General features: G+C 72.8%; 11 protein-coding genes. All 11 read left to right on the plus strand.

The window, feature by feature from the left end:
• Positions 1–48 precede the first annotated feature (48 nt).
• The 11 genes from ASF78_RS05595 to ASF78_RS05645 all read left to right on the plus strand — a co-directional run bounded on the left by ASF78_RS05595 (position 49) and on the right by ASF78_RS05645 (position 11,917).
• On the plus strand, positions 49–1,356 hold the full coding sequence (locus ASF78_RS05595) for a magnesium transporter MgtE N-terminal domain-containing protein (protein ID WP_056585575.1): 1,308 nt from the start codon (positions 49–51) through the stop codon (positions 1,354–1,356).
• Positions 1,349–1,909, plus strand: a complete 561-nt coding sequence (locus tag ASF78_RS05600; protein ID WP_056585576.1) for a DUF1003 domain-containing protein — start codon at positions 1,349–1,351, stop codon at positions 1,907–1,909. Before ASF78_RS05595 ends, ASF78_RS05600 begins: the two co-directional genes overlap by 8 nt.
• A 25-nt stretch (positions 1,910–1,934) precedes the next feature.
• On the plus strand, positions 1,935–3,074 hold the full coding sequence (locus ASF78_RS05605; RefSeq protein ID WP_056585578.1) for an Mrp/NBP35 family ATP-binding protein: 1,140 nt from the start codon (positions 1,935–1,937) through the stop codon (positions 3,072–3,074).
• A 263-nt stretch (positions 3,075–3,337) separates the two neighbouring features.
• Positions 3,338–4,123 (plus strand): DeoR/GlpR family DNA-binding transcription regulator, encoded by a 786-nt coding sequence (locus tag ASF78_RS05610; RefSeq protein ID WP_056585580.1) that lies wholly within the window; start codon positions 3,338–3,340, stop codon positions 4,121–4,123.
• Positions 4,120–5,301, plus strand: a complete 1,182-nt coding sequence (gene galT / locus ASF78_RS05615) for a galactose-1-phosphate uridylyltransferase (RefSeq protein ID WP_056585582.1) — start codon at positions 4,120–4,122, stop codon at positions 5,299–5,301. Before ASF78_RS05610 ends, galT begins: the two co-directional genes overlap by 4 nt.
• Positions 5,298–6,503 carry a galactokinase gene (gene galK, locus ASF78_RS05620; protein WP_056585584.1) on the plus strand — a complete coding sequence of 402 codons (1,206 nt, stop codon included), beginning with the start codon at positions 5,298–5,300 and terminating at the stop codon, positions 6,501–6,503. Before galT ends, galK begins: the two co-directional genes overlap by 4 nt.
• Positions 6,504–6,584: 81 nt before the next feature.
• Positions 6,585–7,472, plus strand: coding sequence for a hypothetical protein (locus ASF78_RS05625; protein WP_156374048.1), 888 nt, complete (start codon positions 6,585–6,587; stop codon positions 7,470–7,472).
• Positions 7,473–7,626: 154 nt separating this feature from the next.
• Positions 7,627–8,646: an efflux RND transporter periplasmic adaptor subunit gene (locus ASF78_RS05630; RefSeq protein WP_056585589.1), complete on the plus strand. Its 1,020-nt coding sequence runs from the start codon at positions 7,627–7,629 to the stop codon at positions 8,644–8,646.
• Complete coding sequence (locus ASF78_RS05635; RefSeq protein ID WP_056585591.1) at positions 8,643–9,422, plus strand: ABC transporter ATP-binding protein; 780 nt, start codon at positions 8,643–8,645, stop codon at positions 9,420–9,422. The genes ASF78_RS05630 and ASF78_RS05635 overlap by 4 nt, the downstream gene beginning before the upstream one ends.
• Positions 9,419–10,663 carry an ABC transporter permease gene (locus ASF78_RS05640; protein ID WP_056585593.1) on the plus strand — a complete coding sequence of 415 codons (1,245 nt, stop codon included), beginning with the start codon at positions 9,419–9,421 and terminating at the stop codon, positions 10,661–10,663. The genes ASF78_RS05635 and ASF78_RS05640 overlap by 4 nt, the downstream gene beginning before the upstream one ends.
• A 258-nt stretch (positions 10,664–10,921) precedes the next feature.
• Positions 10,922–11,917: a hypothetical protein gene (locus tag ASF78_RS05645; protein ID WP_056585595.1), complete on the plus strand. Its 996-nt coding sequence runs from the start codon at positions 10,922–10,924 to the stop codon at positions 11,915–11,917.

Below are 11,917 nucleotides of genomic sequence, written 5' to 3' on the forward strand. Positions count from 1 at the left end.
CCCGGCGGTGCGGCGGCTGACGTCGGGTGCCCGGTCTAGGCTGACCGCGTGAGCAGCGTCGGGACCAGGGTGTTCGTCGCGCGCCTTGCCGGGACCAACGTGTTCGACCCCCTCGGAGACCAGGTGGGACGGGTGCGCGACGTCGTCGTGCTGGTGCGTCCCAAAGGGCTGCCCCGCGCCGTCGGGCTCGTCGTCGAGGTGGCCGCGCGCCGCCGCGTGTTCCTCCCGCTGACCCGCGTCACCGCCATCGACGCCGGGCAGGTCATCTCGACCGGCCTGGTGAACATGCGCCGGTTCGAGCAGCGGGCCTTCGAGACCCTCGCCGTCGGCGAGCTGCTGGACCGGACGGTCGAGTTCGTCGACGGCTCCGGGCAGGCGAGCATCGAGGACGTCGCCATCGAGCTGCAGCGCAACGGCGACTGGGTGATCTCCAAGGTGTTCGTCCGTCGCAGCCCCGCCGGACGCTCGGGCATCCTGCGCCGCCGCGGCGAGACGCTGCTGGTGTCCGTCGACGAGGTCACGGGGCTGGGTCAGGCGAGCGCCGCCCAGGGAGCCGAGCTGCTGCTCGCGCAGTACGAGGACCTCAAGCCCGCCGACCTCGCCGACGTCCTGCACGACCTCGGCCTGACCCGGCGTCTGGAGGTCGCCAGCGCGCTGGACAACGAACGGCTGGCCGACGTGCTGGAGGAGCTGCCCGAGGACGACCAGGTGGGCATCCTGCAGGGCCTCGCCCTGACCCGTGCGGCCGACGTGCTGGAGGCGATGCAGCCCGACGACGCGGCCGACCTGCTCGGTGAGCTGCCCGAGAGCCAGGCCGCGGAGCTGCTCGAGCTCATGGAGCCCGACGAGGCGAAGGACGTCCGGCGCCTGCTCGCGTACGAGGACAACACCGCGGGTGGCCTCATGACCACCGAACCGGTGATCCTCGGCCCGGAGACGCCCATCGCCGCCGCGCTCGCGCACGTGCGCCGGCAGGACCTCACGCCCGCGCTGGCGTCGATGGTGTTCGTCGCGCGCCCGCCGCTGGAGACGCCGACCGGTCGGTTCATCGGCGTCGTGCACCTGCAGCGGCTGCTGCGTGAGCCCCCGCACGAGGCGATCGGCTCCATCGTCGACACCGACATCGAGTCCATCCCCGTCGACGCGCCGCTGCTGTCGGTGACCCGCAACCTGGCCACCTACAACCTGCTGGCCCTGCCGGTCGTGGACGCCGAGAAGCGTCTGCTCGGCGTGGTGTCCGTCGACGACGTCCTCGACCACCTGCTGCCCGAGGACTGGCGGGAGACCGACGACGAGGGCAACTTCCCGGACACGAGCGTCCTGGGCATCACGCGACCGGGGGCGAGCCGTGGCTGACCGCCTGGACACGCCGCTGGAGACGCGTCGACGGTTCATCCGTCGGCCCCAGCTCGACGAGGACGCGTCGGGCAAGGTCTCGGAGAGCATCGCCCGGTTCCTGGGCACCCCGCGGTTCATCATCTACCTGACGGTCTTCTGCCTCGTCTGGATCATCTGGAACGTGTGGGCGCCGCCCGAGATGCGGTTCGACTCGGCCGCGCGCGGGTTCACGGCCCTCACCCTGATGCTCTCCCTGCAGGCGTCGTACGCCGCGCCGCTGATCCTGCTCGCGCAGAACCGGCAGACGGACCGCGACCGCGTGCAGGCCGAGCAGGACCGTCAGCGCTCCGAGCGCAACCTCGCGGACACCGAGTTCCTGGCCCGCGAGATGGCGGCGCTGCGCATCGCGCTGTCCGAGGTGGCCACCCGCGACTTCGTCCGCTCCGAGCTGCGCAACATGCTGGAGGACCTCACGGCGGAGCGCGACGGGGACAGGGACCACGACAGCGAGCGTCCCGACAAGAAGGGCGACCGCACCCGCGGCGGCGGCGACCGGCAGGGACGGGCCTGACCACCGCCCGACCTACGATGGGCCCATGCCGGACCCCACCGACCCCCTGATCGACGCCATCCGCGACGCGCTGACGCACGTCCTCGACCCGGAGATCAAGCGTCCGATCACGGACCTGGGCATGGTCCGTTCCGTCGAGGTCGTCGGGTCTCGCGCGACGGTCGGCATCGACCTGACGACGCCGGGCTGCCCGCTGAAGGACACGCTGACGCGCGACGTCAGCGCCGCGGCGGCGACCGTCGACGGGATCGAGGACGTCGCGGTCGTGTTCGGTGTCATGTCGGCGGAGCAGCGGGCGGCGCTGCGGACCCTGCTGCGTGGTACCGACTCCGAGCCCGTCATCCCGTTCGCGCAGCCCGGCTCGCTGACGAAGGTGTTCGCGATCGCGTCGGGCAAGGGTGGCGTCGGCAAGTCGTCCGTGACGGCCAACCTGGCGGTCGCGATGGCCGCCGACGGGCTCAAGGTCGGCATCGTCGACGCCGACATCTACGGCTTCTCGATCCCGCGGATGCTCGGGGTCACGCGGCAGCCGACGCGGGTCGACGACATGCTGCTGCCGCCCGAGGCGTTCGGGGTGCTCGTCGTCTCGATCGGCATGTTCGTCCCGCCCGGGCAGCCGGTCGTGTGGCGCGGGCCGATGCTGCACCGGGCGCTGCAGCAGTTCCTCGCGGACGTCTTCTGGGGCGACCTCGACGTGCTCCTGCTCGACCTGCCCCCCGGTACCGGGGACATCGCCATCTCGGTGGCGCAGCTGCTCCCGAGCTCCGAGATCGTCGTCGTGACCACGCCGCAGGTCGCGGCCGCCGAGGTGGCCGAGCGCGCCGGGTCCGTTGCCGTGCAGACCCGGCAGCACGTGGTCGGCGTGGTGGAGAACATGTCCTGGCTGGAGCAGCCGGACGGGTCGCGGCTCGACGTGTTCGGCACCGGCGGCGGGCAGACCGTCGCCGACAACCTCACGCGCATCACCGGTGGCGACGTCCCCCTGCTCGGTCAGGTGCCGCTCGACGTGCGCCTGCGTGAGGCCGGCGACGCGGGGACGCCCGTGGTGCTCAGCGCCCCGGACTCCCCCGCCGCCCAGGCGCTGCTGGGCGTCGCCCGGTCCCTGACCGCCCGTCGCCGCGGCCTCGCGGGCCGCTCCCTGGGCCTGACCCCGGCGGTCCGGTAGCCGGACCGCGGGTGCACGACGCCCCGACGCCACCGCCCCGCTCGCAGCCCCCGCGCCCGCGCCCGTGCCCGTGCCCAGGAGCGTTCCGGGCGGTAGGCGCGTGTCCAACCCAGCCGCACTTGGTTCGAGAGTGACGGGTGTGGCGACGGCGGCGCCCCGGGAGTGCGCTCCCGCACCAGGTGCGGCGGGGTTGGACACCCGCAGCGCTAGCACGCGGACGTGCCCATGTTGAAGTTTGTTCGATCCAGTGCGATGCTGTTCGGGTGCTTGCGTCGCAGCGTCAGGAGCGGATCCTCGCTGCCGTGCGTGCCGACGGGGCCGCTCGCGTCGCCGACCTGGTGGAGAGCCTCGACGTCTCGGACATGACCGTCCGGCGGGACATCGCGGAGCTCGCGCGTGCGGGCCTGGTCCGTCGCGTCCACGGCGGTGCCGTGGCCGCGGACGCACTGGGCCGCCCCACCGATGAGCCGGGCTTCGACGCGAAGCGCTCCTGGGCCGGCCCCGAGAAGGCGGCGATCGCCCGTGCCGCGCTGGCCACCGTCGAACCGGGGCAGGCGGTCGCCCTGTCCGCGGGCACGACGACGTTCCTGCTGGCCGAGCTGCTCGCCGGAGCCGGCATCCCGGACCTCACGGTCGTCACCAACGGCCTGCGCATCGCCGACGCGCTGCACGGTGCGGCAGGGGTCGAGGTCATCCTCACGGGCGGCGTCCGCACCCCCTCCGACGCGCTCGTCGGCCCCGTCGCGGACGCCACGCTCGCGAGCCTGCGCGTCGACCGCACGTTCCTCGGCGTCCACGGCCTCGACGCCAGCGGACTGACCACCCCCAACCTCGCCGAGGCGGCCACCGACCGCGCCCTCATGGCCTGCGCCGCCGCGACCACGGTGCTCGCCGACCACACGAAGTGGGGGGTCGTCGGCCTGGCCAGGATCGCCCCCCTCGACGACATCGACACCCTGCTCACCGACGACGCCCTGCCCGCCGACGCCCGACGACACCTGACCGGCACCGCCCTCCGCCTGGTCACCACCCCAGGAGCCACCTCGTGAACACGACCGCGCGCATCACCCCGACCACGCTGGCCGACGGCCGCGAGCTGGTCTACTTCGACGACTCCGAGCCGTACGTCTCGGGCGCGGCGACCCGCACCCTGACCGACGCGCGCCCGCTGGCGGACCGGTTCGCACCCGTGCCCGACGCGGACGGCGTACCGCAGCCGGTGACCGGCCCCGAGCTGCGTCGCGACCCGCTCACGGGCGAGTGGATCCCGATGGCCGCACACCGGATGAACCGCACGTTCCTGCCGCCCGCCGACGCCAACCCGCTGGCGCCCGCGAAGCCCGGTGCGGTCTACCAGGACGGCGAGATCCCCGCCGAGGACTACGACGTCGTCGTGTTCGAGAACCGCTTCCCGTCGCTGCTCGCCGTCCCCGGCGTGCCGGACGCCCCCGTGCAGCGCGACGGSGAGCCGCTCTGGACCGTCCGGCCCGCCGCCGGCCGGTGCGAGGTCATCTGCTTCTCGTCGGACTCGACCGCGTCCCTGAGCACCGTGACCCCCCGCCGGATGCGCACGATCGTCGAGGCCTGGACGCAGCGGACGGAGGCCCTGAGCGCACTGCCGGGCATCGAGCAGGTGTTCGTGTTCGAGAACCGCGGCAAGGAGATCGGCGTCACGCTGCACCACCCGCACGGGCAGATCTACGCGTTCCCGTACGTCACGCCGAGGACGACCGCGATGCTCGCGCAGGCGCACGCCCACCACGAGCGGACCGGCCGCCTGCTGGGCCGGGACGTGCTGGACGCCGAGCTCGCCCACGGGGAGCGGATCGTCCTGGAGTCGGAGCACTGGGTGGCGTACGTGCCGTTCGCGGCGCGCTGGCCCGTCGAGGTGCACCTGGCGCCGCGGCGCGACGTGCCCGACCTGCCGGCCCTGACCGACGCGGAGCGCGACGACCTGTCGACCGTCTACCTGTCGCTGCTGCAACGGCTGGACCGGTTCTTCGTCGGCCCCGACGGCGAGGCCATCCCCCTGCCGTACATCTCCGGCTGGCACCAGGCACCCACCCGCGAGGGCCGGGACGTCTCGCGCCTGCACCTGCAGCTGTTCTCGGTGCTGCGCGCACCGGGCAAGCTCAAGTACCTGGCCGGCGTCGAGTCCGGCATGGGCGCCTGGATCAGCGACACCACCCCCGAGCGCATCGCGACCCGACTGCAGGAGCTGGCATGACCGCCGACGTGACCTGGCTGGACGTCTGGACCCCGCAGGAGGGCGCCGACCGGGTCCGCGGCCTGTTCGCGGGCCGGTTCGACGCCGAGCCGGAGGGCACCTGGTCGGCACCCGGTCGGGTCAACCTGATCGGTGAGCACACCGACTACAACGGCGGCCTCTGCCTGCCCATCGCGCTCCCCCACCGGACGTACACCGCCGTGCGGCGTCGCGACGACGACGTGGTGCGGCTCGTGAGCGCGCAGGAACCCAACGGGATCCGGACCGTCGACCTCGCCGGCGTGGCCCCGGGCACCGTCGACGGTTGGGTGGGCTACGTCGTGGGGGTCGCGTGGGCGCTGCGGCAGGCGGGTCACCCCGTCGCCGGCTTCGACGTCGCGATCGACTCGTGCGTGCCGTACGGCGCCGGGCTGTCGTCGTCCGCGGCACTGGAGGCGTCGACCGCGGTCGCGCTCGACGCGGTGTTCGGGCTCGGCCTGTCGGCGTCCGACGAGGGTCGCGCCACGCTCGCCGCCCTGTGCGTGCGCGCCGAGAACGAGATCGCCGGTGCGCCCACCGGCGGCATGGACCAGGCGGCGTCGTTGCGGTCGCAGGACGGGCACGCGCTGCTGCTCGACTGCCTCGACGGCTCCGTCCGGCACGTCCCGTTCGACCTCGCGGCGCACGACCTGGCCCTGCTCGTGGTCGACACCCGCGCCGAGCACGCCCTCGTCGACGGGCAGTACGCCGCGCGACGGGCGTCGTGCGAGGCGGCGGCCGCGCGGTTGGGGGTCGCGACGCTGCGGGAGGTCTCCGACGACCCGCGCGGGCTGGAGTGGGCCCTGGGCAAGCTCGACGACGAGGTCCAGGTCCGCCGCGTCCGGCACGTGGTGAACGAGATCGACCGCGTGACCTGGTTCGTCGCGCTGCTCGACGCCGGGGAGGTCGGGCTGGTCGGGACGCTGATGAACGCGTCCCACGCCTCGCTGCGCGACGACTACGAGGTGTCCTGCCGCGAGCTGGACCTCGTGGTCGACACGGCCCGCGCAGCCGGTGCCGTGGGAGCGCGGATGACCGGCGGCGGGTTCGGCGGGTCGGCGATCGCGCTGGTCGCGTCCGACGAGGTGGACCGCGTGGCGCAGGCCGTGGCGGACGCGTTCGCCGACGCCGGGCTGCGGGCGCCGGGCTTCCTCGTGGCAACGGCGTCGGACCCGGCCGCCTGACGCGACGACCGACGGCGGCGTTTCGTTGTCCACCCGTCGGTCCATGCGAGGAGCGGTCGGCAGCGCCTAGGGTGCAGAACCATGCGTGGACGTCGAGTGGTGACCGCGGTGGGCCTCCTCGTCCTTGCGGGCTGCTCGAGCGGCCCGAGCGCGTCGGACGAGGGCGCGCTCTCCGCGTATCTCGGGGAGTACGCGGCGCGGATGCACGCCGGGGATGCGGCGCGAGCGGTCGCCGTCGAGGAGGAGATCGCGTCCTGCATGCACGCGCAGGGTTTCGACTACGAACCCCGCCCGGACGGCGCCTGGCAGTCCGAGCTCTCCGTGGTCCCGCGCCAGCAGAACCCCCTGGCGTGGGCGAAGGAGCACGGCTACGGCATGGTCGACGCGAGCACGACGTCGGTGCAGCTCGCACCGCCCGACCCGAACGCCGACCTCCTCGCGGCGATGTCCGCGAGCGAGCGTGATGCCTACGACGAGGCCATGGTCGGCGCGGCGGCCGACGATCCGCTCGCGCCGGTCGACGGGTGCGCCGCACCGGCGGAAGCGGCCATGACGGGCGCGTGGCAGGACCCAACCTACGAGCACTACCTGGACGAGGCGCTGCGGATCGAGGAGTCCGTGAGGGACCACGCGCGCGTGACAGCCGCCACCACCGCCTGGCGCGATTGCGTCGCCGAGCGCGGGCACCCCGAGCTCGAGGAGCCGGGCGACGGGAGGCTGCTGATGGACGACGAGATCGCCCCGTTCCAGTCCGGCGGCCCGGGGCACATCCCCGCCGCGCAGAAGACGCGGCTCCTGGCTCTGGAGATCGAGCTGGCGACCACCGAGGCGGAGTGCGACGACGAGGTCGGGCTGACCCGCACCCGGGACGAGTTGATCAGCGCCGCGCAGGAGGCGTTCGTCGAGGAGCACCGCGGCGAGCTCGCGGACTGGGAGCTGAGCTGGCCGGCGCCGTCGCCGTCGTCGTGACACGCGGCCACGGTCGTCGATTCTAGTGCGTATCGCGCAGTAGTGTCTGCCCCGCAGTATCACGAACGCATCATCCCCACGACGGATCCTCCGGGCCTCGCCGGGTCGGTACGTTCCCAGCGCACGTCCCGACGACTAACCGAGGAGCCCGACCGTGGGGGTCACCCGCAGGATCATCTTCCCGACCATCCGCCTGATCCTGTGGGCGGTCATCGCGGCCGCCCTGGTGAAGATCGCGTTCGCGGGCGCAGACGTGACCACGGTCGACACGTCGCTGCAGCCCACCGGCGCCGTCGTCGAGCCCACCGTCGAGGTGTCCACCGCGACCGTGACCAACGCCGTCACGGTCCAGGCCTCGGTGACGGCGGACCCGGCCGTCGTCGTGCGCGCCACGCTCGCCGGCACGGTCTCCAAGCTGCTCGCCGCCGACGGTGCCGTCGTCGCGGTCGGGACACCGGTCCTTGAGATCCGGCAGGAGACCCCGCAGGACCCGATCGTCCGGACGGACCCGGCGACCGGCGAGCAGACCACCACCGAGCGCCGGCCCAAGGTCACGCTCGAGACGGTGAAGGCGCCTGTCGCCGGCACGCTGACCCTGCCGACCCTGAAGGACCAGGTCGTCTCCGTCGGCGACGAGGTCGGCAAGGTCGCACCCGGCACGCTGTCGGTCACGGGCACGCTCACGCCCGACCAGCAGTACCGCCTCGTGGGCGCTCCGACGCAGGCAGCCGTGACCCTCACGGGTGGGCCGGCGCCGTTCGAGTGCACCGGCCTGCGGGTCGGCGCGACACCCACCACCGGGACCCAGCAGGTCTCCGACGGCACGACGAGCTCGTCGGGCTCGGTCACCTGCGCGATCCCGGCGGGGATCACGGCGTTCCCCGGCCTCGGTGCGACGGTCGAGATCACCAACGGCACGGCGGCCGACGCGGTGGTCGTCCCGATCACCGCGGTACAGGGCACCGTGCAGGCGGGGAACGTCTGGGTGGTCGCCGCCGACGGCACGAACGAGAAGCGCGCCGTGGTCCTGGGTCTGACCGACGGGAAGAACGTGCAGGTCACCGAGGGCCTGGCCGCCGGCGACACCATCCTCGAGTTCATCCCGGTGCCCGGCGGCACGGGCAAGCAGGTCGACTGCAGCGTCGACTACGACCCGATGGTCTGCGGCGGATGAGCCTCCTCGAGCTCACGGACGTCACCCGGTCGGTGCGGCTGCCCGACGACCGGCTGCTGCACATCCTGCAGGGCGTGACCGTCGCGGTCGACGCCGGCGAGCACGTCGCGATCGTCGGCCGGTCCGGCACCGGCAAGTCGACGCTGCTCAACATCCTCGGCCTGCTCGACGCACCGACCACCGGGCAGTACCTCCTCGAGGGCGTGCCCATCGGCACCCTCTCGAACGGTGCCCGCACCAAGCGACGCGGCCGCGACTTCGGCTTCGTGTTCCAGCAGTTCAACCTGCTGCCCGGCCGCACGGCCCTGGAGAACGTGTCCGCTCCCCTGCTCTACGCGCGCGGCCGGCAGTTCTGGTCCCGGACGCGGCTGGCCGCGGAGATGCTCGAGCGGGTCGGCCTGGGCGACCGCGTCGACACGATGCCCGACAAGCTGTCGGGCGGTGAGCAGCAGCGCGTCGCGATCGCCCGGGCGCTCGTGCGCGGCCCCCGCGTGATCCTCGCCGACGAGCCCACCGGCGCCCTCGACGTCGAGACCGGCGGGGAGGTCATGGACCTCCTCGACGAGATCGCGTCGCAGACCGGTGCCGCCCTGGTGACGATCACGCACGATCTCGCCGTCGCCGCCCGCGCCGAGCGCCAGTACCGGCTCGCCGAGGGGATCCTGCTGCCCATCAGCCTGGACACGACGTCCGAGTGGATGGGCGACGTGCCGCTCGTCGCCGACCGGTCCTCCCACACCGAACGGCGCCTGCCCGACGCGGAGGTGCACGCATGACCGGCGTCGTCGGTGCGGTCGTCGAGGCCTGGGGCGAGCTGCGGATCCACAAGCTGCGCGTCCTGCTCGCGCTCATCGGGGTGGCGTGCGCCGTCACCGCCATCACCGGGGTCACCGCGCTCGTGTCGATGCTCAACCAGTCGTTCACGGAGCAGACCGAACGCCAGTCGGGGCGGTCGGTGACGCTCAACGTCAACGCCTGGCCCCAGGGCGCGCAGGCCACGGCACCGGCCGGCTGGGACGAGGCATTCGGACGCGTGCTCGAGCGCTACGACATCACCTACGCCAGCCGCGACGAGTGGACGCAGGCGGCGATGCGGTTCCCGGACGGCACCCGATCGACGCAGGTGCGGGCCGTGGACGCGGACCTCGGCGTCATCAACCGCATCGTGCCCGAGCAGGGTCGCTGGTTCACCGGCGCCGACGAGGAGGCCCTCGCGCCGACCCTCGTCGTCAACGAGGCGTTCCTGCGTGCGTCCGGGCTCACCGACCTGTCGTCGCGCCCGACCGTCCAGCTGGGCGACCGTGCGCCGGTCACCGCGACCGTCATCGGAGTCCTGCGCGACGAGTGGCCGGGCGCCGAGCCGTCGGCGTTCGTCCTGTACGAGCATCTCCACCGCTGGATCGGCCCGGACGGGTCCGGCGCACGCTCGGGCGGCTCGGGGCCCGCCGTGGCGGACCCGATGATGCCCGTGCAGGTGCCGGCGATGCTCCTGTGGGTGCCCGCCGAACGGTCGGCGGAGATCGGCGAGAGCATCCAGCGCGACCTGCAGGCGACCGCGCCCGGCTGGCAGGTGGACGTCATGGACAACCACTGGGACGACGGAGGGCTCGACCGCGCGACGAAGTGGGTCGGCATCGGGGTCGGGGGCTTCGCCCTGCTGCTCGGCGGGCTCGGCCTGGTCAACATCGCGCTGGTGACCGTGCGGTACCGGATCCGGGAGATCGGGATCCGCCGGTCGTTCGGTGCGACGTCCGGACGCGTGTTCTTCGGGGTGCTGCTCGAGTCGGTGGTGGCGACCGTGGTGGCCGGGCTCGTCGGCGTGGTGCTGGCCGTCGCGATCATCAAGAACATCCCCGTCGAGCGGGTGTTCGGCGGGGGGATCCAGGACATGCCTCCCTTCCCGTTCAGCGCCGCGATGGTCGGGATGGCCGCCGCCGTCGCGGTCGGCGCCCTGGCAGGACTGATCCCCGCGACGTTCGCCGTCCGGGTCAAGGTCATCGACGCCATCCGCTACTGACGTATGACATCCCGAAAAGGTTGTGCACCCCACGGTGGATGTTTCACCGCGAGCCGTCTCCCTAGGCTCGGGTCGCACGACAGCGCACGTGAGGACCGCGCCGGGCGCCCGCGGAGGGCGGGCGTCCGGCGTCCTCCCTGCGCGGCAGCGAGATCACCCCGGGGGATGATCTTTTGTCCCGATCTCGCCCGATATCGTCCAGGGCGACACCCCAGTGAGAGCGACTGTGACTCCCCCCTGCCGAAAGGGCACGCCACGATGAGAACCACGCCGACCTTCACCGCGATCGCCACGGGGGCCGTCGCCCTGGCTCTTCTCACGGGCTGCAGCTCCGGCGGCGGCCCGACGGGCGACGCGACGCTGACCTACGAGGACAGCCCGCTCGCGGCGTACTGGGAGAAGCTGGGCGGGTCCCAGGACGAGGCGGAGATGGACGCCCAGATGGCCCGCTCCGAGGAGATCGTCGCCGCCTGCATGCAGGACGAGGGCTTCGAGTACACCCCGCAGGACACCTCGGGCATGAGCAGGAGCTTCGACGACAGCGACGACGACATGCCCGCGTGGGACTCGCTCGAGTTCGCGGAGCAGTACGGCTACGGCGCCACCACGTCCCAGGACATGCCGATGAACCAGGGCGACGGCGAGGAGTGGGTGGACCCGAACGCCGACTACGTCGCCACGATGAGCGAGTCCGAGCAGCAGGCCTTCTGGGAGGCCCTCTACGGTGCGCAGTCGATGGATCCGGTGCCGGTCGACGAGGAGACGGCCGAGGAGGACATCCCGGAGTACGACTGGACGACCGCCGGCTGCCAGGGCAAGGCCCAGCACGAGGTCTACGAGGCGGGCCAGATCTGGGACGACCCGGAGTTCAAGGACCTCACGGAAGCGATGAACGAGCTGTGGCAGGACACGCAGACCGACGAGCGGACGACCACGGCGTACGCGAAGTGGGCCGACTGCATGGCTGACGAGGGGTACGACTTCGCCAACCCGCAGGAGGCCCAGGACAGCATCTACGAGCTGACCGGCGAGATCCCCTACGACGAGGAGACCGGCACGCAGGACGAGGCCGCCCTGGCGGAGATCCGCGAGCAGGAGATCGCGACCGCCGTCGCCGACCGCACCTGCCAGGACAGCACGGGTTCCGCCCGCGCGGCGCTCCAGGCGCAGTTCGACATCGAGCAGGAGTTCATCGACGCGCACAAGGACGAGCTCGACGCCATGGTCGAGAAGGCGGCACAGGCCTCCAAGTGA

This window comes from Cellulomonas sp. Leaf334, assembly GCF_001424195.1.
Lineage (GTDB): Bacteria > Actinomycetota > Actinomycetes > Actinomycetales > Cellulomonadaceae > Cellulomonas.

Coding starts and splice junctions, on each gene's coding strand:
- ASF78_RS05605 (WP_056585578.1), top strand. CDS start 1,935: ATGCCGGACCCCACCGACCCCCTGATCGACGCCATCCGCGACGCGCTG.
- galK (WP_056585584.1), top strand. CDS start 5,298: ATGACCGCCGACGTGACCTGGCTGGACGTCTGGACCCCGCAGGAGGGC.
- ASF78_RS05625 (WP_156374048.1), top strand. CDS start 6,585: ATGCGTGGACGTCGAGTGGTGACCGCGGTGGGCCTCCTCGTCCTTGCG.
- ASF78_RS05635 (WP_056585591.1), top strand. CDS start 8,643: ATGAGCCTCCTCGAGCTCACGGACGTCACCCGGTCGGTGCGGCTGCCC.
- ASF78_RS05640 (WP_056585593.1), top strand. CDS start 9,419: ATGACCGGCGTCGTCGGTGCGGTCGTCGAGGCCTGGGGCGAGCTGCGG.
- ASF78_RS05645 (WP_056585595.1), top strand. CDS start 10,922: ATGAGAACCACGCCGACCTTCACCGCGATCGCCACGGGGGCCGTCGCC.